Here is a 22,028-nt window from a genome sequence, read left to right on the forward strand (position 1 = left end):
GTTGCGAACCCCAGTGTCCAACCCCGACAATGAGGCCGATGACCACTTGGGTTCCCGCTGAAGTTGCTTCAGTTTTCGTGAACTCAAGGAGTTCAGCGGCGTCCGGAACACCAGCACGTCCTCGTGGCTGATGAGATGCAGCGGCAGGCCGGCGCGACGTTGTTTGGCGATGAAGTCGCGTTGGAAGAAGCTGCCGCGGGGGACGAGGTCGTGGTCGGCGACGCGGGCGAGCAGGGCGACACAGCGTTCGACCGGGATGAGTCCGGCGTGTTCGCCGCAGGCGAGGATCTGGGAGGGCAGGTCGATCAGTTCGGCGTGTTCGCGCCAGGGCCGGATGGTGATGGCGATGTGGCCGCCTGGGCGAAGGTAGGTGGCACAGCCGGTGAGGATGCGGGTGAACCCGGCGAGCAGGCGGTGGTGGCCGATGTTGGCGAGGTTGCCGCGGTCGAGAGTGTTGCCGTAGAGGTGGTGGTACTTGTGCACGCCGCCGGCTCCGGTAACGACCTGGCCGTGGGTGGACGGCCCGTACGGGGGCGACGTCACGACGAGTGCGGCTTGTCCGAGATAGCGCTGCGGCAGCACCGACGACAGGTGCCGGGCATCGCCGCCGAATACGTGCCCCTCGGTCTGCACACCGGCGTTGCGGGCGAGCTCTAGGTTGGTCTCTGCGACCTGCACCCAGTGCGGTTCGTACTCGACACCTAGCCGCATGAGCTCTGCCATCACTCGTGTCGCTGAAGAGCGATCGTGAGTGTCTTCTGCCTTGTCCGATGTTTGGCTCTTTACACCTTCACGATTTGGCGGAGTCGGCCTAAGGACCAGGGTTAGCGTTCGTCGATCTCGACGGCGATCGGCACCCTCAGTGCGGTAGCGATGGGGGTATATAGATCGATTTCTTGGTCTGGGGTACGCAGAGAGACGATGAGGCTGTAGCGGAGGGGAAGGTTGGCGCGGTCTGCCCGCTTGTTGTTCTTCCACCATCCGCCGACCGGATACACGGCGATGAGGTCACAGTCGGCCAGCTCGGCACCAGCTCCATCCCACATGTCGTGGTGCAGTGAGCCGAGATTGCGTTGATTGTTGCCCACGAGCCAGCGATCTGATCCGCTAGGCGGTCGTGAACCGGTCTCCTCGTCATGTGCGTCGTGGTTCACGCGGGCGAGGAAGTCGTCCACACGCTGCTCAAGCGGTGATCTAAGTTCGAAGCGCAGACCGTGAGAGGCGTAGGCGTAACGGCGTCGCCATCCCCTCCGGGACGCGGCGGGTTCGATGAAGTAGGACAACGTGATTCGAAGCTGGATCTGTGTATCGGCGAGGTCGCGAAGCGTTTCGGTCGGCCACGGAAGACGGTGCAGCCGGAAGCTGCGGGCACGATGCGTCGGGCCATCGAAAGGAACGAACTCGTCCTGGGTGACGAGGGTGACCGCATTGCGGCTGGAGGTTAGGACCGCTTCCTCGGTAGGCACGCCCCAGCCGTAGCGACGCAGCATGGCTTGCCGTGCGGTCTTGCCGGTGTTGTTGTCGATCTCGGCTTTCATCGCCGGGGTCCACTCGGCGGCGTGGACGAGTAGACCGCGGATGGTTTCCGGCCAGTAAGTGGGGTACGCCGCCATTGCTTTAGCGGCGAGTCGGGACGCCTGGGCGGTTGCCGCACTGGTGGCGTTGGCCGACGTCAGAGCGAGGTCGTCCCTGTGTGATGTGGTCCTCACGGTGAGCAAAGGGTGCTTGTCGTGGAAGTCCACGCCGTCCGTGAGGACGTTGCCACCCTCCATGCAGATGTCGGGCTTGAGCGGCCACGGACGGGTTCCGAACAGCAGCGACGTCCTGCTATGCGGAGAGAGATCTCCAGTAGCTGCGAGCGGTGTCCAATGCGTGAAGTTCGGATCGGACGGGATTGAGGTGAGATCGGTGTGGGCGCCAACGACCAAGGCGTTCCATGCCTGTGCGGGATCCTGGATGCCAGCAGCGTCACAGACATCGCGGTAGTCGATGCCCGACTCCCATCCGTTGACGTTGCCGGCTGAGATCAGGAACAAGCGAGCTGCCGCGGGATCAGGTTGGCCGAGAAGGCTGATTCCGCCGTCTGACTGTCCAATATCGGTGCCAACGGCGAGAGCGTCGATCGATGCTGACCACAGGGAAGGCTCCCCGAAGCGGGCCTCTGGCGGCGAAGTGATCGGCATGCAGAACACTCGTCGGCGGTCTGCTGCGGACGCCTCGGCGGCAGCGGCGGCTTGGGCGGTGACCAGACCGTAGGCGAGAGGATCGTTCACGGCTGGGGCCTCGGGAAGAATCTTGACGGACTCCAGCCGGTGTGTGAGCACAACAGGCTTGGTGCTGACGAGAACGTCGTCGAGCGGTCCGTAGAGGGCGAGCCCAGCCATCAAAGTCCCATGGCCCAAACGGTCAGTGCCGGCGCTGTCGACGACGGAGTGCACGTCCGCCGGGGCAAGAGAGGCCGAGAGCAGGACATGAGATCGGCGTACGCCGCTGTCCAAATGACAGACGACGGCAGCGGCCTCGACTGCGGCGACGGTGGTGCGGTCGACGAGATCTGTGGTCAATTCGTTCTGATCGTCAAGCGAAAGGTCCTCGATCGTGTCGACGAACTCGGGACGTCGGACCTCAGCGAGTGGAATCGCGGTGAACGGTAGAACCTGTAGATCGTCCCACCGTGCCTCAATCCATACAACGGTTCGATCAGCGAACTCCACACGTCGCGACGAAACACGCAGACCTGTTGTGTCGGCGTATGCACGCAGCAGTTCTAGACCGGAATCAGAAGGAGTGAGCCACAACTCCCACCATGCCAACCCCTGAGCGGGAGGTTCGCCGGCCGACTGCCACAAATCCCGGAGCACCGCTCGCCGGATACGACCGATGTTGGCGACGAGTTCCCGATTGCGAGGGTTTCCTGTCGGTGACTGGCGATTGAGGAAGTCTTCGAAGAGCTGCAGGAATTTTACGCGATACTCGTCGCTGACCCAGACGACGGCGCTTTCTGGTTGGCCTGCGGCAGATGGCGTGACGGACAGCAGCAGCCACTGCGGTCGTTTAGGTGTTTTGCGTTGGGGCGACATACGTTCGAGCGAGTCGAGCTTCAGCGGGAACGCTTGATCTCCAGCATCCAGCACCAAGATCACGCCCAGTGCCTTCAGCTCTTCGAGCGTGAGTTCGTCCTCAACGTCCGAGCGGTCCGCCTCTGCTTGGGTGAACGAGCTTTGCAGGTCACCACGCAGTTTGCCGCCATGAGTCCGACGCTCTACGTCGCGAATCCGCGGGTCACCACCGCCACGGCGATGAAAGTCTCGGTCTTCGGCGCGATTAAGAACGGCGAGGTGCGTCAGCGATGCTGAGGTGGGTTCACTCACTACTTCCCGCCCGGCGCGCGTCGAGAGCGGCAATCACATCCATCGCTGTGACGCGCTCTGCGTCGCGCAAGATGGCCTGCTTTGCGGCTGATTCCGCCGCCTTGACCAGCTCAGCGTGGCTCAGCTCGGTTGTATGCGAACCGACCTGCGCCCAGCGAATCCCGCGGCCAAGCGGGCCGAGGCGGGCCTTCATGACCTCGACAGCGTGTTCAGCGTCCGGCAGGCTGTACTTGATCACCACGTCGAACCGTCGGAATAGGGCGTGGTCGAGGATCGATCGGTGGTTCGTGGCAGCGACCACGATGCTCTCTGTGCTGACCTGCTCGAGGAAGATCAGGAAAGCGTTGACGATCCGGCGGGCTTCTCCCACATCGTTCCCACCTCGATGGCCACCGAGTGCGTCGAACTCGTCGAACAGGTACACAGCGCGTTGCGTCGCCGCTGCATCGAACACGGTTCGGAGCTTGCTGGCCGTCTCACCCATGAATTTGCTCAGCAAACTGTCCAGCCGAACGGTCAACAGCGGCAACGACAGCTCATGTGCAAGAACGCCCGCGGTCATCGTCTTGCCGGTCCCAGGCGGTCCCTCCAGCAACAACCGATGTATAGGTGTGTACCCATGCTTGAGTAGAGCTTGCCGCTGCCGCTGCTCATGCAGCACCCGAGCAACCGCGTCCTTCAACGTCGACGGACCGATCAGGTCACGGAGCGTCACATCCGGGAAGTCAGCGGTCAGTAGATCGGCGAGATCTCCGCGAGGGCGAGCGATCGCGGTGACCTTGTCCACCACGGGCTGACGCCGGCCTGTCTCGATCAGCTGCTTCAGGTCGCCGGCCAGCACGTTGTGTCCTTGTCGCGCTGCCTTGGCGGCGACCTGCAACGCCACGGCGTAGAAGGCTTCGTCGTCTCCAGCAGCGTGGCTACGCACCAAAGCCTTGATGTGTTCGCCTGACGCTGCCACGGCTCCTCTTCTCCTCGTCTCGACCTCATGGCCAGAGTAACGGTTCACCTGCAGAGTCGACTCTTGAGCCGAGATCGTTTCACCAACCGCGCTGGTCAGACGCGACTCGATCGGCTGGCAGTGTCGTCGGGGTTCTTGACTGATGGGTGGATCGTCCGTCGGTCCTGACGGCAATGCATCCCCCGATCGAGTGGCACAGCCTTGGGAGTGCCGGGGAAAGCAGGCTCCTGAGGTAGTTTCGCGCCTGGCTGCCGTGTTCACCCTGACCGGGCGATGGTCATCTGTGAGCTGGCCGGCGGGTCGGCGTTCCTCAATGACAGCCGCTGTTTACGACATCGTTGAGTGTCACCTTGTCAGGTTTCGCTGTGCGTCAGAGATCTAGTCAGATCTGTTGGCATCCGGTGAAGTTGCGAGCAGGAACGTACGGATGCACATGGATGAGCACTTAGGCACACAGCTGGAATTGATCTACGACACCGCGCCTGGCCCTCATCATGAGGGCTGCGTTGGCGTCGAGAATCCTGGGCCGAGTTGGTCATACCAGTGGGAGGGCACTCGCAATGGCGGCCGCTACCTCTTTGCCAGCCAGGTAAGCCGGATCGGCGGGATAGACGGTGAGCGCCGGCGTCTGGAACTCACGGCAGTAGTGCGCGAGCTGCTCCGCTGGTCAGCGCAAGAGGTACACACCGACGCGGTTACGGAGCGGCGGGCATGACAACGTCGTTCGACTCTGCGGCCACACCGTACGGCGCTGCCGTACGGACCACTGGCTTGTCGGACCTCGCGGTGTCGCCGTTCGGGATGCCGGTTTCCTTGCTGTACGGCGAAGTTCGAGTCGCCTGGCTGGGTAGAACATCCACCCACGAACGGCAAGATCCGCGGCAATCGCTCATACGGCAGCTCGAACGCTGCCGTGGGGCTGTTCCCGACGCGTGGGTGATCGTCTGTCACTTCTACGACGTCGAGTCCGGCCGTATGGAGCTCGACCAACGAGGACACGGCACCGGCTACGACCGGTTCGATATCCCGATCGCTCGTGATGGAGGCATGGCTGATCTCCTTGACGAGGCGCAGCACTCCAGCCGACGTTTTGATGTGGTGATCTGTGAGTCCACCTCACGAGTGGCACGGCGCATGTACGAGGGCCTGTCGGTTGAACGTGCATTGGACAAGGGCGGTGTGCCCTTGTTCGCCTGGAACGAGCCGATCAAGCTCGACGGCAGCCGGGCCCAACAGGTTCTGCAACGTCGGATCAACCAGGCGGTGGCCGAATACGAAGTACTCAACACCCTGGAGCTGTCCTGGGGCGGGCTGTGTACGCACGTCCGCGAAGGCTGGAACATCGGCAAACCGCCGTACGGCTACAAGGGTAAGACGTACCGCCATCCCAACCCCGCAAAGGCGGAGAAGGGGCTCACCAAGACGAGGCTCGAGCCGGACGGCGTGCGAGCGGCGACAGTCACGCAGATCGCATCGTGGCGGTACTACGAGGGTCTCGGCTATGGAGTCATCGCCGAGCGGCTCAACGCAGACCTGGCTTCCTACCCACCGCCCGAGCCTCCGGGCAAGGCACGTGCCCGCGGTTTGTGGAGCAAATCCAGCGTCAGCGGAGTCTTGTGCAACCCAAAGTACGCCGGATACCAGGTATTCAACCGACGCGCGACGCGCTCCAAGCGCGGGAAGGTCAACCCTCCGAGCCACTGGGTGTGGTCGCACGAACCCGCGCACGAGCCTCTCATTCCAAAGTGGATGTTCGACGAGATCACTGCATCCAGACAGTCCAACCGCGGCACACGGTCCGAAGCCACCCTGCAGGCCCAGCCACAGACCAAACGTGCGTACGCCCTCAAGGGCATGGTCTTCTGCAATTGCGGAAGGAGGATGCACGGCAACCAGAAACGTGGACTCGTCTACTACACCTGCTGGCCCCGCGACAACAACCGCGGACGAAAGGGCCTACATCCGCCAGGGAACGAAGCGGTGTACATCCGGGAGGAGGCGATCCTGCGGGCGGCCGCTTCGTTGCTTGCCGAGCAGGTGTTCGTTCCGGAGCTCGCGACGATGCTGCAAGCTGCCGGCGGCGAGAGTGATCAGAACACGTCGTGCGGCGTTGTGACGCAACAGGAATGGTGGCGACGTCGTATGGCAACACTGGAGCGGCAACAGCACAACCTGCTTCATCAAGCCCGCAACTGCGCGCCCGATGATCCCTTCACGGCCGCGCTCCGTACCAGTTACAACGACCTGGAGTCCCAGAAAACGGCTACGGCCGCCGAGATCGCGTCGTTTGAGTCTGTCGCCGGTCAGGAGTCCTTGCGAGAGCAGGATGTCTCGGTGGTGATCGAGCGTCTGGCGGGGCTTCGTGACTGCCTTGTGCGGGCGCCGGCGCCCTTGCTTCGGCGACTGTTCGAGGCCATCCAGCTCACAGTTCATCTGCACGACTACAACGGTCAAGCGACCATCAGCATTCAGATCCCGACACTCGCCTGACCGAAGGCTGCATGGACACTCCGCGCCTTTACCGGCACTGTGAACACCGGCTGGAGTGATCATGAGGGGGAGTGTCGTCGTGGGCATTCAGGAGCAGGCCAAAAGGCGAGGAACGCCGCTGTCACGGTTTTTGGATGAGCATCTGCCCCACCGCGACCCTGTGGTCGAGGCATGGACCACGGAACTGGCCTCCGCGAGCCGAGACGGCGCTTCCACGCCGGCAGGCGGACGCGACAGTATCGGGTGGGCGCTAGAACTTCGCATCGGACTCGATCTGGCTGATGCACCTCCGCGGCTACAGGAACTGTCCTATCTCCCGATCGACCGCTGTGCCGCGTTGCTCGCGGCGGCGGGGTTCGAGCACGCGCCGATCGGCAAGCTGCATACGAACGGAACCACAGACCCCGTGCTGCAGCGTTGGACACGTACTCACCACCCGATAGATGTGGATGAGAGCCAGCTGGCTTCGTTGTCAGCCTGTTTGCTCCTTGACTCGTTCAGTCAGCCCATGCACCGCTGGGGAACCAAGCGCACGGTTGACGAGCGCCGTTCGCTGTTCGCGAGCGCGCTGCTGCAAGAGGCGGACTTATATGGCAACGCCGAAATCCTCAACGCGTTCCACCGCTGCTGGGCTGTCTACCTCGACCGCGGCCGACAAGGCCTGCTCGCGTTGGGCGACAAGGTGATCGTCGCACCAGAGATGGCCAACGGGTACGGCGTGGTCGACTTGGTGATCGGTCGGACGTTGGTCGACGTCAAGCTCGCCATCGAACCCACCGACGACGATGTAGCCGCATGGCTGCGGCAACTGCTCGGTTACGTACTGCTCGACCGGTTCGACACCTTCCGGTTTGACGCGGTGGCGATCTACTGCGGCTGGCGCGGACAGGTTCTCACCTGGCCCCTATCGACCCTGCTGAGGTCTGCGGCCTCTGGCCCGGCGCCAACACTGGCGAACCTGCGCGCTGACTTCCACAAGGAGCTACGCGAGGATTTGGATCGCTACGCCTCTTGGGAAGAGCGCGAACGCTACAACTGATCGACTCGCAGTCGCCTCCATGCGATGGTGGGTCGGTGAGGTCGGGCAGTTAGCTGTCTGCGCCGGGAAGGGTGAACAAGAGCCGATCCAGTTGCGGCACTGTGTCTTTGAGACGTTGCTTGAGATCCCTGTACCGCTCGCGCAGTACCTGGACGTCGACCGACCGAGGCAATGGCAACAACCGCTGCGACGATGGCAGCGCCGTCTCGAGCGTGGTCAGTCGCTCACGTGCGAGCACACGTGCCGCCTCCAGCTGAACGGGTGTCAGCCTCTCAACCGCCTCGTTGAGCCGGTTCCAGTCCGTCACTGCCATCAGGGCATACGCTGCCCAGCCATCGTGGCCAGGTGGGTCTTCCGCCAGCGCTGCGGTGATCCGCCAGGCGAGAGTGATGTCTGGTTCCAGCGCTTGAGCGCGGGCGGCCATGGTCGCCGCGATCAGACGTTGGAAGGTAGCCTGCTGCCATTGTTCGATCCGGTCGCCTCCGCGGGCATGCCACACGTCTACGGCGGCGACAAAGCCGGCCATCGGAACAAGGTCGCGCACCGCGGGGCCATCGCATTTACTGCACAGCTTCCGGGGGCTCTCGAGCATCACCAGCCACCACGGCACGTGCTCCGTGAGAAGTACGGGACGCGAGCGAACCACCGTGCACCCCGGTGAGTGCAGCATCTCGCCGTTGGTGTCTCCCATTGCCACCCTGAGCCAGCCGAACAACGACGCGATGGAGCGCTCATCCTCGTCAACCCAATCCGGCAAGGCCGGCACCGGAGGCAGCAGAAGCTCACCACCAGAGGCCGCGATGCCCTCGAGGATCGCGTTGACGAACGCCACCTCGTGTTCCCCGAGCAAGCTGCGAGGCTGAGGGATCTCAGCGCCCGCGTTGCGGTGCCGATCCATCGACGCGACACGAGCGACTTCGAGGAGCTCCGCCGACCGCGTGAAGACCGACGCGACGGTGCCAGGTGTTCCAGACCGTCGGTGTGTGTCGGAAGCGAGGATGTCCCGCAGAACCGGGACCGGTAGATCCACCAGCAGCGGCCTCAGTTCATCGAGAGTCGCGTATTCGCCGAGTCCGCGTGCCTTGATGTAGGCCGTGCTGAGCGCGCCACGCTGTTCAGCCTCCGTGTCCGCTCTCGTGTGCTCGTCGTCGTACTCCTCGGGCAGGACACGCCCGGCATCAACGATCACGCGGTCGGCACGGCTCTGTTCGAGGTCGTCGTACCACGATCGCTGCGTCGCGACGCGTGCTTCCAGTTCGGCGCCGATGGATGCGGCGCGCTCGGGCCATTCTTCCCACGGGCATGCGATGTCGCGCGTGGCGACCTGCTGCTGCGCGTTGCGCTTGACCAGGCGGGCTCCCCACGCGTTTTTAGGAGGCTTCGCGCCTGGATCTACCACCCGCACTGTCACCTGGCCGCGTCCGTCGACGGAGACCACGCGGACACGGGCGGCGGTAGGTGCGGCGTCGTACGGCTTGTACGTCGGGTAGGCGTACTCGTTCCCTACATGGAGGTCAGCCTGCTTCACAATATGGCAGCGTCTCACGGGCCACCGACAATTTCGGCCCCCGCGTCACGACACGCAAGGTAAGGGTGCCGCCGTACTGAGCCACCTCGTGTTCGGTGCTTCGGCGCGCCCAGTTCGGTGCTACCGGGGTAGGCACGAGATCCCTGAGGCCGTGGTCGAACGATCGGTGTGGCACGACGTTTGCCTTGGCCGGATGTAGCGGGACTCTCACACTCAGGGAAGCCGGAGAAAACTGGAGAGTTGATGTCGTTCGAACGGTCCTGGACTGCGTTCAACGGCACCGAACGGAACACGATGACCAGCAGGTTCCGCATTGTCGCAGGTCGGAGCGTTTTGCCCCCTGGCAGTGTGAGGGTCAGGGGTTCGAGTCCCCTCAGCTCCATTCTCCGGAGAACCCCTCTGAGTTGCGATGTTCACGCAGCTCAGAGGGGTTCTTTCGTTTCTGTGATTGATCACCAGTGATCGCTTGATGATCGTTTCCGCGCCGGTTCAGTTGGTCCTGCTGGAGAAATCTGGAGACCTGATCTTGCCGCCGAGTCGGCCGGTGATCGGCGACCTGGGCCGATGATGATCTCGATGCGGATGTCCGCTGGGGTGGCCGATCGCGCGGAGATCATTTTGCCCGATTCAGCTGCGTTTCCCACCACTGCAGCGCGGTGGTGGTCATGCTGCGTCAGCGGGTGGCAGAGCCGGGTTGGTGGTTGCGCGTGCCTTGTGCCAGCGGCGTTCCAGGGATCGCATGAGGCGTCGCTCGACCTCCGGAGCGACGTGGCTGTAGGCCTCGACGATGCGGTTGTCCAGCCGGTGGCCGAGCCGGCGTGCCTGGGCGATCTCTGGGATGCCGTCGGCGATCATCCAGGTCTTGTGGCTGTGGCGCAGGCCGTGGAACGTCAAGCCTGGCTTGACCGGGTAGGTGCGGACGGCGGCGTTCGCGCGGTGCAGGTTGCCATCGATCGCGGGGCGGAAGACCCGGCGGCCGAAATCGCTGCGTCGAAGCCAACAGTTGCGTGGTGTCGTGAACACGAACTCGTGGTCGTGGGACTCCAAGTACTGGCGCAGCAAGGTGATCAGGAACGGTGGCAGGGTGATGGTGCGTGCGGACGCCGGTGTCTTGGGCGATCCGAGCCACATGCGGTGTACGGATTCGTGCAGGCATCCTGTGTCCGGGTCGATGACGATGCAGCCGTCGTCGAGGTGGGTGTTGGCGCGGCGTAGTCCGGTCATCTCGCCCCAGCGGGCGCCGGTCCAGCCGGTGGCGATGGTCAGCAGCCAGTAGTCGTGGCTGTTGCTGAGCAGGGCTGCCTGGTCTGCGATCCAGACGACCTGTTCCGGTGTGGCCCAGATCCGTTCGGCTGGCATGGGTTCGTTGTCGCGGCGACGGCCGCGGCGGGATCGGCGCCGTACGGGGTTGGCTGGGATGAGGCGTTCGTCAACGGCGTCGTCGAGCATCATGGAGAACACGGTCAGGATGCCGCCGACTGTGGAAGTGGCGTAGCGGCGACGCAGTTGCTTGGCCCACAAGGTGACCGCGAGTGGAGTGATGGCGCCGAGGCGGATGGTGCCCCACCGTGGCTGGATGTAGTTGCGGATCCGGCCGAGGTAGTTCTCCTCGGTGCGGATCTCGACGTCGAGTGTGTCGGCCCACAGGTCGGCCCACTCGGCGGTGGTGATGAATCCCGCTTTGGGGTCGAGCCAGGTGCCGCGTCGCTGGTCGGCTTCGATCTGGGTGGCGTAGGCGTCGGCGGCGGTCTTGGTCTCGAACCCGGAGATGGAGCCGTATCCGCCATCGCCGCGCAGGTAGCGGACTCGCCATGAGCGCGGGCCGATCTTCTCTGTCCAGGCCATGATCTCCTCCTTGGGGAGTGGCTGTCGGTTGTGGACAGAGATGTGATGCGCCGTGGTGTTCATGATCGCAACTCGGCTGGTTGCACGTTAGTAGGCTGATTTCGATCGGCGGGGGTCAGGGAAGCCGAGGCTGATGTAACCGGGTGCGCGTTTAGACAGTGAGGAAGCCAGGACGCCGGTGTTGATGTCGTGGTAGTCGTGGACTTCTGCAGTGGTTTTGCCTGGGTGCGCGCGCAGAACGCGTCCCACGTACTGGACCAGGCGGCCTTTGAACGCGATGGGCGCGGCCAGAAACAGCGTGTCCAGGACGGGGCAGTCGAATCCCTCACCGACGAATGGTCCTGTGGCGACGACGAGAAGTGGCGGTCCGTCTGCGGACGTTTGCAGCCGGGCGAGGGCGTCCCTGCGGGTCTTGGTGCTCATGCCGCCGTGCAGTACGACCGGGTTGAGAGACTGCTCGCGGAACTCGTTGGCCAGGTTCTCGACGTGGGTGGTCCACTGGGTGAGTACCAGACAGTGTCTGCCGCGTTTCAGTGCCGCGGTCACGTCGTCGACAACCTGGATTGTCCGGGCTTGGTCGGCGACGAGTTCGCGGTAGATGGCTGCCATTCCGCCAGGTTTCGTGGGGTCGGCGTCACCGAGGTAGCGGAACGCGGTGTCGTGCACGTGAAGCACGGGCGTCGGCGGCTGTGCAGCGTTGTCGAACTCGAGTTGGGGCGCGTTGTCGTTGGTGGTGGGAGTGGCTTGTGCGATGGTGTGGCGGACTGGGCCGAGTTGCAGTGCGATCAGGTCGTCGAGCTTGTCGCGGCGGTATGGGGTGGCGGTCAGCCCGAGCCAGCGGCGTACCGGGATTTGTTTGATGGCGTGTTCGAACGCCGCTGCGGGGACGTGGTGGCACTCGTCCACGACCACCAGTCCGTAGCCGCTGGTGAGCTGCTCGAGGTCGGTTTTCCTGGCCAGCGTCTGCAGCATCGCGACGTCGACGACGCCGCGGGTCTTTCTGCGACCGCCGCCGAGTTGGCCGGCCTTGACACCCAGCAGGTCGCCGATGCGCGTACGCCATTGGTCGGCGAGGGCTTTGCGGTCGACGAGCACGAGCGTGGACGTTGCATGGGTTGCGATCAGTGCGCATGCGATGACGGTCTTGCCGGCTCCAGGTGGCGCGACCAGCACACCGAGATCATGTTCGTGGAGGGCGTTCACGGCCTTTTGCTGTGCGGAGGTCAGCGTGGCGGTGAACGTGAACTCCTGCGTCTCTCCGGCTGGCCGTTCGTCGGTCACCTCCAGACGGCTGCCTGCCTGCTCGACCAGCGATGCCACCGTGTCCGCCAGGCCCCGCGGCACGATAAGTCCGCCATCCAGCGTTTCGTCGTAGCTGCGCAGGAACCGCGGGGTATCCCATGTGGACATTCGCAGGCGCTGACGCTCATAGAACAGCGGGTTCGTCATCGACGCCGCGTGTTTCAGCGTCGCGTGCAACGCAGGGGTCAGCTCGTCCGACTCCACACGGATCGCAGAGCTGAGCCGGGCGTGCACGATCGGGGACGCGGCGACCAGGATCCTCGTCGAGACGGGCGCATTGAGCTGGTCGATGCTCGCGCCGACGGTGACTTGACCGGCGCGGCGAGCGACCCGGCTGACCTCGGCTGGGCTCATCCGTCCGAGCGATGAAAGGAACGCCCATTGGTCTTCGTGAGGTTCCATCGTGGCCAGGTCGAGGAACACCGTTGCTCCGTCCTGGCGGGCCTTGCCGTGCAGGGGCGCGGCGATCAGGTTTCCTACGCCGCCTGCCGGTAGTACGTCTTGTGAAGGGAACAATCGGTCGTAGCTGGCCAAGTCCATGCGGCCGCGTACCGCCATCGCCTCCCGCAGCAGGGCGGTACCGAGCCGGCGGGCGGTCTCGGCGGGTATGGGAGCGGCGAAGAACACCCACGCATGTGCTCCGACGCCGGAACGTGACACTTCCAGTGCTGCTGGCACTGACCATGTCCGGGCGGCCTTCAGATACGCCAGGGCGTCCAGCATCGCCGCTTGCCCGTCGAAGTCGGCCGCCAGCCACCAGCACAGATCACTGTCCAGCAGCGGATACAGCCCGACATGCGCGGCACCGGTCAGATGGTCGCGCATAACCCCTTTGTCGAGCGGAAGGTAGTCGCGGTCCTCGTGTCGAACTCCTTTGCGCCAGCCGCCACGCACCGCCGGCAGCCATCCAGCCTTGCCGGTACGCGTGTTCTCCCACCGGGTGGCATAGATGTCGGTCCGGGCGGCGAACAGGGCGGCGAAGAAGTCCACCTTCGTCTCCGGTGCTGACTGTCGGTAGACAGGGCCGGGAGGTGCTTCGAAGAAACCGGTCTGAGCGGGGCCGGGTGGCGCCGCCTGTTTCTGCGTCAGCTCCAGCAACCGCAACAAGCGCGCGTTCTCCGACTGCAGTTGTGCGGTGAGAGCGCGCAGGCTCTCGAGTTCCTCTGCGAGGCCCGCTGCCTCTGCTGACCAGAGATCGTCATCCACGACCGATCAGATCCTGGCCCGGTCGAGGCGGTCGATGAGGCTGGGTTTGCGTGCATGGGCGTGGCGCAATGCCATGCTGCGCAGGGTGAAGGTGTCGAACCGGTCGTCGCGTTCGGCCAAGGCCTGGAGATCGCTGAGTAACGCTACGGCGGCGTCGTACTCGGCGGGCTTTCGGGTGGCGATCAGCACCTCGACCTTTGCCCAGGCGGCTTCTTCGTCGTGGGACAGGTCGTCCAGTCGCTTCTGGCGAACAAGGTTCCGTGCGTGTTCTCGGCGGGCTTCCTCCTCGGCGTGTTGTGCGGCTTCCTTGCGCTGCCGGTCGGCACGCCTGCGCCAGGCGCTGTCCAGGAGATCGGCCACGGTCCGGCGGCCGGGTGCGGCGACAGCCGGGGCGATGACGCTGCGGAATCGGCGCAGTATTTCGGTTCGCGCGGTTGCGGCACGTCCTTGGGCGACGTACAGCAGTAGCCGGTCCTTCTCGCCGGTGGGCAGATCCGCCAGCCAGTTCGCGAGCTGCTCGGGATCTTCGGCACGATCGGGGAGCGATGGGCTTGCCTCGGCTGCCACCGCGAGCAGGTCGTCGTCGAGGCGGAGGAAACCAGCCAGCGCGTGTTGTGACGCGGTGAGCGTCCGCAGGCCAGGAGGCACCAGCGGTTCGAGTTCCTCGTTCTCGTCCTGGTCGAAAGCATCTTCGTCGTCCTCCCAGGTGCCGTAGCCGGCCAACCAGGCCAGGTAGAGCGCCCGGTGATCGCCGCCAGCGAGCTCGTCGCGGATGCCGACGATGGACGACAGGGACACCTCGGGGTCGTAGTCCCAGTCGCCGGACTCGTCCTCGCTGGTCATGCTGAGGACGAGGTGCTGGCCGGCGGTCCAGGCCGTGACCTGGTCGCTGACGCAGTACTGCTCGGCGACTTCCAGGTCGAGCAGGCCGCAGGGCAGGCGGAGCATGATCCGCCGGGTGCCCCAGTTGGCCAGGTGGAGATGCGCGTCGTAGTGGCGCTCCATCAGTCGGCTTGGATCGCCGCGGAAGTCGCCCCAGTGGTACTCGTTGACAAAGCTTGTCGCGGTGATTCGCGCGCGGGTGGAAAGCGAGCGCACCTCGGCCTGCGCTTGTGCGTCGAGGGGCTGGTCGATGGCAATGAACTCGTAGTACTGGTATTCGCTCAACGTCGATCCTCGAATGGTGCGGCGTGGAAGCCCGAGTCGTCGCCCAGGTGAATGAACAGGTGTCCGGTCAGGGAGCCGTTCTCCGCCAGTGCGGCCCAGCCGCGTCCGCTGACCTGGTCGCCCTCGTCGTGGCCTTCCCAGCTGAACTCGACGAAGGGGCGGCCGTCGCGCTCGGTCCACCGGCAGTCCATCCAGCCACGGATGGCGACGAAGCCGAACTCGCCGGTGCTGTTCCTGGCGAATTTGATGAACCCTGGCTCGGTGAGGTCGACGGCGTCCTGGTCCCAGTTCGTCATCTTCACGATCCGCCATCGGCCGCTCGGTCTCTTCACGAACTCTCCCCTCGCGGTCGTAGTCAAATGGTCAGGCTAGTCACACCGTTGTACTACGGAGCGTAACGATCTTGTGCTTGAGGTCGACATGCGTCATCGATGGGTTGTCCCGGTTCTGTCGGTGCTTTCCCCTACCCTCGAGAAGGCGGACGCCGTTGCAGGCGGAAGGCAGGTGTCGTGGAGTTCGAGGATCTCGAATCGCTGCGCAAGAACAGCCCTGCCTGGAAACTTCTGCTCGCGGACAACGCGCCGTTCATCCTCAGCTTTCTGGGCAAGGTGTTCGTCGAGGACAACGTTCGGTCCATCTCGCGCGGAGAGCTGGCCGGCAGGCTGGAGGATGAGCTCCACGCACTGAACGAGCGGCTCGACCACCGGTTCCCGAAGTCGGCTGGCGCGTATCTGGACGACTGGTCTGCCCCGGACAAGGGATGGTTGCGCAAGTACTACCCAGTTGCTGCCGATGAGGCGCACTACGACGCGACATCAGCTGTCGAGAAGGCCTTGGCGTGGGTCGAAACCCTCCACACCCGGTCGTTCGTCGGCACCGAATCGCGCCTGAACACTGTGTTCGAGCTGCTCCGGCAAATGGTGTTCGGTGCGGAGACCGACCCCGAGGTCAGGCTGGCTGAACTACGTCGTCGCCGCCACGAGATCGATGTCGAAATCGCACAGGTCGAGCGCGGGGACTTCGCGGTGCTCGACTCGCCGGCCCAGAAGGATCGCTACCAGCAGTTCGCGGCGATCGCGCGGGAGCTGCTCGCCGACTTCCGCGAGGTCGAGGCCAACTTCCGGGCCCTGGATCGTGATCTGCGGGAACGGATCGCGTCCTGGGACGGTGCCAAGGGCGCCCTGCTCGACGAGGTGCTGGGGAGTCGCAACAGCATCGCCGACTCCGATCAAGGCAAGAGTTTCCAGGCGTTCTACGACTTCCTGCTTTCCCACGAGAAGCAGACAGAGCTGAGCGAGCTGCTCGAACGCGTGCAGGCACTCGATGCCATCGGGGAAGCCGACCCGAGGATGCGGCACATCCACTACGACTGGATGGACGCGGCGGAACGCACGCAGGCGACGGTCCGGCTGCTGTCCGAGCAGCTGCGCCGGTTTCTCGACGATCAGGTGTGGTTGGAGAACCGCCGGGTCATGGACATTCTGCGCAGCATCGAGTCGAACGCACTCAAGGTGCGGGAACAAGTCAACGTGGATCTCGTTATCGAGGTCGAGGGGACTGCTCCGGTAGTGGCGCTGCCGATGGAACGCCCGCTGTACACACCGCCGGAAAAGGTCGCGTTGAACAGTGCCGACATCGTCGCCTCGGACGAGGACATCGACTCCTCGCTGCTGTTCGAGCAGGTCTACGTAGACCCGGAACGACTGAGCGAGGGGGTTCGCCGGGTGTTGCGCACGCGGGACCAGATCGGTCTCGCCGAGGTTCTTGACAGGCAGCCGCTGGAGCAGGGGTTGGCCGAGCTGGTGACGTACCTGTCGTTGAGCGATCCGTCGTTCCGAGTGGTGTTCGACGAGCAGGTGCGGGAACGGGTGCACTGGCGCGATCTCGACGGTGCCGAACGAATGGCCACCATTCCTCGCGTCACGTTCACGCAGATGGTGACCGGCGAGATGGAGGGGGCATGACATCCGCTGCCAAGGACGAACTCGATCTGTCGCTGGCCGTGACGCAGCTGGTCAAGGGGGTGGTCTACCGCGATACGCATGAGAAGGCGTGGCAGCACCTTCTCCCGCTGCAGGCACAGGTGCGCGACTACGTCGGCGTCATGGGGCTCACGGTGGTCATCGACGAGGCTGAGGGGTATGCGTTTCTGCGGTCGAAACCCGATGTGGACGATGAGGACGGCGCTGTTCCCCGGCTGATCCCACGGCGAGCGCTGTCGTTCGCGGTCAGCCTGCTGCTGGCCCTGTTGCGCAAGAAGCTCGCCGAGTTCGATGCGGGCAACAGCGACACGAGGCTGATCCTCACCCGTGATCAGATCGTGGAGATGGTGCGGCTGTTCATGCCGGAGAGCAGCAACGAGGCGAGGCTGGTCGACCAGATCGACGCCCAGCTCAACAAGGTTGTCGATCTGGGGTTCCTGCGCAGGATCAAGGGGCAGGACGCGACGTTCGAAGTACGGCGGATCTTGAAGGCGTTCGTCGACGGGCAGTGGCTCTCGGAGTTCGACCAGCGCCTCGCCGAGTACGCGCGCCAGCTCGGAGGGGAGGACCGGTGAGCGAGGAGGTCACGGAGCTAGCCGGTTACCGGCTCGACCGGCTCGAGGTCTACAACTGGGGCACGTTCGACCAGCGCATGTGGGCCCTCGGTGTGCGCGGCGAGAACGCCTTGCTGACAGGCGACATCGGTTCGGGGAAGTCGACGGTCGTGGACGCGATCACGACCCTGTTGCTGCCGGCGCACCGCATCTCGTACAACAAGGCGGCGGGTGCGGAGGCCAGGGAGCGCAGCCTGCGGTCGTACGTTCTCGGTTACCACAAGTCGGAACGCAGTGAAGCGACCGGCGCGTCCAGGCCGGTGGGTCTGCGTGACCGCCGCGCGTTCTCGGTCATCCTGGGTGTGTTCACCAACGTCGGCTACGACTCCACGGTCACGCTCGCGCAGGTGTTCTGGTTCGCCAGCGCCAGCGAGGGGCAGCCGAATCGCTTCTTCGTGACCGCGGATCGGGATCTGACGATCGCTGGGGACTTCACGGACTTCGGCGGCGACATCGCGTCGCTCAAGCGGCGGCTGCGTCGCGGCGGCGCCAGCACGCACGATCACTTCCCCCAGTACAGCAAGGACTTTCGGCGACGACTGGACATCCCGTCCGAGCAGGCGATGGAGCTGTTCCACCAGACCGTGTCGATGAAGTCTGTGGGCAATCTCAACGACTTCGTCCGCAGCCACATGTTGGAGCCCTTCGACGCGGCCGACTGGACCAAGCGGCTGGTCGATCACTTCGAGGACCTGACGAAGGCACATGACGCGGTGCGCAAGGCGCGCGAGCAGCTCGCTGAGCTTCGCCCGCTGCTCGCCGAGTGCGACGTGTACGACCAGCTCGCGACCGAGATCAAGTCGCTCAAGGAGCAGCGCGAAGCGCTGCCGTTCTACTTCGCGGACCGCAAGTCCTACCTGCTTCGCGACCGGATCGCCACGCTGACGTCGGACCTCGGCGGCCGCAAGGGCGAGCTCGCCGCGGTCAAGGGCCGGCTCGACTCGTTGCGCGACAAGGAGATCGAGCTGAAGGTGGCGCGGGCGGGGTTCGGGGGCGGCAGACTGGCGGAGATCGAGAAACAACTCAGGACCGACTCCGCAGAGCGGGATCGCCGTCAGGAGCGATCCGGCCGCTTCCACCAGCTGCTCGCCGATGCGGGCCTCCTGCCGGTCGAGACCGCAGAGCAGTTCTCCGGCCGGCAAAACGACATCATCGGCGCGGGGAGCGCTCTCGACCAGGACCAGGCCGAGCTGCAGAACGGGCTCACTGAGCTCGGCGTGCGACTCAACACCATGGAGATCGAGGCAAAGGAACTCAACGAAGAACTGGTCAGTCTGCGGAACCGGCGCAGCAACATCCCGAAGCGCAGCCTGGACCTGCGCGGCCAGCTCTGCGACGAACTGGGAGTCGACGAGGAGGAACTGCCCTTCGCCGGTGAGCTCATCCAGGTCCGCGCCGACTGCGCGGAGTGGGAGGGGGCCGCGGAGCGGCTGCTGCACGGTTTCGGCCTGTCCCTGCTCGTGTCCAGCGAGCACTACACCGCTGCGTCGAACTGGATCAACGGCCACAACCTGGGCACGCGGCTGGTCTATTACCGCGTGCCCGATCGCCTCGGCCGCGAGACCGACACGGGCGCCGATCACCGCACTCTCGCCGCCAAGCTGGAGATCAAGGAATCTCCTTTCACAGCATGGCTGGAACGGGAACTGAGGCATCGGGCCGACTGCGAGTGCGTCGACACCATGGACGAGTTCCGCCGTGCCGCCAAGGCGATCACGCGTGAAGGCCAGATCAAGGGGGCGCGGGGCTGGCACGAGAAGAACGACACCCGGCGCATCGACGACCGGCGTACCTACGTGCTCGGCTGGAGCAACGAGCAGAAGATCGATGCCCTGCTCGACCAGGCGGGCAAGGTGCAGAACGAGCGAAACGCTCTTCTGGGTAGGAAACTAGGCCTGAGTGAGGACTTCCGCAGGACCACCGGACGGCAGGGCACGCTGGCGAAGCTCACCGAGTTCGGCTCGTACGCCGAGATCGACTGGCAAACAGTGGTCAACGGCATCACGGCGCTCACTGCCGAGAAGCATCGCCTCGAGCAGTCATCCGACGAGCTGCAGCGGGTGACGACGGAGCTTGAACACGTCGCGTCGGACATCAAGTCCGCGGAGAAGGACCAGGAGTCGCTGACGACCAGGATCGGCAGTCTCTCCCGAGATCGGGAAGAAGCCGAGACGGGGCTCCGCGCGGTCGAGCAGATGCTCGCAAATCCCGCGTACCCGTGGGCTCAGGAGATCTTCGACGCCATCGCACGGCACCTGGAGTCTGCGGAACCTCGGTCGTCGGCGGACTGCGACCGCTGTCAGGACGAGGTGAACAGAAAGCTCACCAAACTGGTGGAGTACTGGACAGGTGAGCAGACCAAGGCGGGCAACAAGGCGATCGCCAAGATGAGCGCCTTCCGCAAGAAGTACCCGCGGGAGACGGAAGAAGCCGACGACTCGATGCACTCGACCGGCGAGTACCGGGCGTTCCACGACCGCCTCGTCAATGACGACCTGCCCAGGTTCGAGACAGACTTCAAGACCTACTTGAACACCAACACCATCCGCGACATCGCCGGGTTCAACTCCCAGCTGAACAAACAGGTCGACCTGATCAAGCGACGCGTCGAGACGATCAACTCCTCGCTGGTCGGCATCGACTACAACCCCGGCCGGTACATCCGGCTGGACCTGCAGCCCACGATCAACGTCGAGATCCGCGACTTCCGCACCGAACTGCGGGACTGCACAACCGGCACGCTCGGCGGCGACGAGTCGGACCAGTACTCGGAGCAGAAGTTCCTGCAGGTCAAGAAGATCATTGAGCGGTTCAAGGGACGTGAGGGCCAGACCGAGGCGGACCGGGCGTGGACAAAACGTGTCACAGACGTCCGCAACTGGTTCATGTTCTCGGCCTCCGAACGCTGGCACTCCGACGACTCCGAGCACGAGAACTACACTGACTCGGGCGGGAAGTCAGGAGGGCAGAAGGAGAAGCTCGCCTACACGATCCTGGCGGCATCGCTCGCGTACCAGTTCAAACTCGACCACGGCAGAGGGAAGTCGAAGACCTTCCGCTTCGTCGTGATCGACGAGGCGTTCGGCCGCGGCTCCGACGAGTCGACCCGGTTCGCGCTCAACCTGTTCGCACAGTTGGGACTTCAGCTGCTGATCGTCACGCCGCTGCAGAAGATCCACGTGATCGAGCCGCACGTGTCCGCAGTGGGTTTCGTGGACAACAAGTCCGGGAGCTACTCGCGCCTGCAGAGCCTCACAATCGAGGAGTACAAGCAGCGCCAACTCGCGCATGCAATGCAGGACACTCCCGTGCGAGGCGAATGATGGCGGCGCCGCGTACCTGGTCGACACCCACAGATGTGGTGAACAGGTTGAAACGCCGTTGGGACAACGGCGACTTCCTGAGGATGTTCGCTGCCGGAGAGGAATGGGTTCCGCTCGAAATCCCGTTGCGCAGCCCCACCGCCAACGACCTGTCCACCCGGTTCGGCGAAGTCCAGGAGTGGGTCTCCCAGTGGCGCCAGGTCGATCAGCGCCTGCAGCGAGTCGAGACGAGGACCGTGGGCGGGAGGCTCATTGGCACGAACGAAGTGCCGGGCCGGGTCTGGATCGACTCCTACGACCAGCTCTGGTCGCTGCTGCGCCGCACATCGGACGTGCGGCGTTTCAGCGAACTGCTGCACGCGACACAGGAACTGGCGCCAGGACCGGCCGGATGGATGATCGCGAAACCTCTTGAGGCACTGAGTTTTGACCGTGTCTGGGACAAGCTGATCGCCACCGTGCTCTGGATCGACAACCACGCGACCCGCGACATGTACGTGCGCCAGGTCGACGTTCCTGGTGTCGATACCAAATTCATCGAAGGCCACCGCAAGATTCTCGGCCTCCTCCTGGACCACCAGCTTCCTGCACATCGGATCGACTCCACCTATCCACACTCGGAGTTCGCCAGCCGATATCGCTTCCGTCGGAAACCCGGCTACGTGCGGTTCCGTTGGCTCGACAGCCACGAGGGGTTCAGCGAACTGGGCGTCCGCGTCGACGAACTCGCCAGGAGACCCCTCCCCGTTTCCACGGTGTTCGTGGTGGAGAACGAAGTCACCTACCTGGCGTTCCCGCCGGTGGCGGACTCCGTCGTGGTCTTCGGAGGCGGGTACGCGCTGTCCCAACTCGAGCCGCTGACCTGGCTGTCCGAGCGGCAACTGGTGTACTGGGGTGACATCGACACCCACGGGTTCGCCATCCTGGATCGGCTGCGGGCCAAGTTCGGGCACGTTCGCTCGATGTTGATGGACCGGGCGACACTGCTGGCCCACGAAGACCAGTGGGTGAGCGAAAGCGCCCCGGTCAACGCACACCTCGGGTCACTCCAGCCAAACGAGGCCGCGCTGTACACCGATCTTGTCGAGGACGTGCTCGGTACCGCCGTCCGTCTCGAACAGGAACGTGTGTCCTTCTCGGCGCTCCAGGACGCGACACGGTGACGGAGCCTCGCTGGTGTGCCTCCCTGGCACACGATGG

Annotated in this window: 13 protein-coding genes and 1 pseudogene; 6 read left to right on the forward strand and 8 right to left on the reverse strand. The window is 64.3% G+C overall.

All coding sequences use genetic code 11. The annotated features are described in order from the left end of the window. From BLR21_RS39425 to BLR21_RS39435, 3 genes and pseudogenes are all read right to left on the reverse strand, one after another. Nucleotides 1-705 (reverse strand): annotated as a pseudogene (locus tag BLR21_RS39425) (TRM11 family methyltransferase); the annotation flags it as partial. A 119-nt stretch (nt 706-824) separates the two neighbouring features. Next, nucleotides 825-3,371, reverse strand: coding sequence for a S8 family peptidase (locus BLR21_RS39430; protein ID WP_218131108.1), 2,547 nt, complete (start codon nt 3,369-3,371; stop codon nt 825-827). Continuing rightward, nucleotides 3,364-4,332, reverse strand: a complete 969-nt coding sequence (locus BLR21_RS39435) for an AAA family ATPase (RefSeq protein WP_090015004.1) — start codon at nt 4,330-4,332, stop codon at nt 3,364-3,366. The genes BLR21_RS39430 and BLR21_RS39435 overlap by 8 nt, the downstream gene beginning before the upstream one ends. A gap of 711 nt (nt 4,333-5,043) precedes the next feature. On the opposite strand from BLR21_RS39435, the gene BLR21_RS39440 reads away from it, so the two are divergent. Both BLR21_RS39440 and BLR21_RS39445 read left to right on the forward strand, forming a co-directional pair. Continuing rightward, on the forward strand, nt 5,044-6,822 hold the full coding sequence (locus BLR21_RS39440) for a recombinase family protein (RefSeq protein WP_090015006.1): 1,779 nt from the start codon (nt 5,044-5,046) through the stop codon (nt 6,820-6,822). A 79-nt stretch (nt 6,823-6,901) separates the two neighbouring features. Continuing rightward, nucleotides 6,902-7,861, forward strand: a complete 960-nt coding sequence (locus BLR21_RS39445) for a hypothetical protein (RefSeq protein ID WP_143028094.1) — start codon at nt 6,902-6,904, stop codon at nt 7,859-7,861. A gap of 49 nt (nt 7,862-7,910) precedes the next feature. Here BLR21_RS39445 and BLR21_RS39450 read toward each other — a convergent pair whose 3' ends face one another. The 5 genes from BLR21_RS39450 to BLR21_RS39470 form a co-directional block, all read right to left on the reverse strand. Next, a complete protein-coding gene (locus BLR21_RS39450) occupies nt 7,911-9,389 on the reverse strand; it encodes a hypothetical protein (RefSeq protein ID WP_090015010.1) in 1,479 nt (492 codons plus the stop codon). 663 nt (nt 9,390-10,052) lie between these two features. Then, nucleotides 10,053-11,234 carry a tyrosine-type recombinase/integrase gene (locus BLR21_RS39455; RefSeq protein WP_090015012.1) on the reverse strand — a complete coding sequence of 394 codons (1,182 nt, stop codon included), beginning with the start codon at nt 11,232-11,234 and terminating at the stop codon, nt 10,053-10,055. 87 nt (nt 11,235-11,321) lie between these two features. Further along, entirely contained in the window at nt 11,322-13,742 is a 2,421-nt protein-coding gene (locus BLR21_RS39460) for a DEAD/DEAH box helicase (RefSeq protein ID WP_218131109.1), read from the reverse strand. A gap of 6 nt (nt 13,743-13,748) precedes the next feature. Beyond that, nucleotides 13,749-14,909: a hypothetical protein gene (locus BLR21_RS39465; protein WP_090015015.1), complete on the reverse strand. Its 1,161-nt coding sequence runs from the start codon at nt 14,907-14,909 to the stop codon at nt 13,749-13,751. Next, a complete protein-coding gene (locus BLR21_RS39470; RefSeq protein WP_090015017.1) occupies nt 14,906-15,241 on the reverse strand; it encodes a hypothetical protein in 336 nt (111 codons plus the stop codon). The genes BLR21_RS39465 and BLR21_RS39470 overlap by 4 nt, the downstream gene beginning before the upstream one ends. 177 nt (nt 15,242-15,418) lie before the next feature. On the opposite strand from BLR21_RS39470, the gene BLR21_RS39475 reads away from it, so the two are divergent. Genes BLR21_RS39475 through BLR21_RS39490 form a run of 4 tightly spaced genes read left to right on the forward strand, consistent with a single transcriptional unit; the run spans nt 15,419 to nt 21,991 of the window. Continuing rightward, the gene (locus tag BLR21_RS39475; protein WP_090015019.1) at nt 15,419-16,873 is read left to right on the forward strand and encodes a DUF3375 domain-containing protein; all 1,455 of its coding nucleotides are present in this window, start codon (nt 15,419-15,421) and stop codon (nt 16,871-16,873) included. Beyond that, nucleotides 16,870-17,466, forward strand: a complete 597-nt coding sequence (locus tag BLR21_RS39480; protein WP_090015021.1) for a DUF4194 domain-containing protein — start codon at nt 16,870-16,872, stop codon at nt 17,464-17,466. Before BLR21_RS39475 ends, BLR21_RS39480 begins: the two co-directional genes overlap by 4 nt. Next, complete coding sequence (locus BLR21_RS39485; protein ID WP_218131110.1) at nt 17,463-20,828, forward strand: ATP-binding protein; 3,366 nt, start codon at nt 17,463-17,465, stop codon at nt 20,826-20,828. Before BLR21_RS39480 ends, BLR21_RS39485 begins: the two co-directional genes overlap by 4 nt. Then, nucleotides 20,828-21,991, forward strand: coding sequence for a DUF3322 domain-containing protein (locus BLR21_RS39490; RefSeq protein WP_256335232.1), 1,164 nt, complete (start codon nt 20,828-20,830; stop codon nt 21,989-21,991). Before BLR21_RS39485 ends, BLR21_RS39490 begins: the two co-directional genes overlap by 1 nt. Nucleotides 21,992-22,028 lie beyond the last annotated feature (37 nt).

The sequence above is a fragment of the Lentzea albidocapillata subsp. violacea genome (genome assembly GCF_900100275.1).
Taxonomy (GTDB): Bacteria; Actinomycetota; Actinomycetes; order Mycobacteriales; family Pseudonocardiaceae; genus Lentzea; species Lentzea violacea.

What these genes read in the sequence shown, in the direction of transcription:
- BLR21_RS39440 (WP_090015006.1), top strand. Translation starts at nt 5,044, where the DNA reads ATGACAACGTCGTTCGACTCTGCGGCCACACCGTACGGCGCTGCCGTA.
- BLR21_RS39490 (WP_256335232.1), top strand. Translation starts at nt 20,828, where the DNA reads ATGGCGGCGCCGCGTACCTGGTCGACACCCACAGATGTGGTGAACAGG.
- BLR21_RS39480 (WP_090015021.1), top strand. Translation starts at nt 16,870, where the DNA reads ATGACATCCGCTGCCAAGGACGAACTCGATCTGTCGCTGGCCGTGACG.
- BLR21_RS39455 (WP_090015012.1), bottom strand. Translation starts at nt 11,234, where the DNA reads ATGGCCTGGACAGAGAAGATCGGCCCGCGCTCATGGCGAGTCCGCTAC.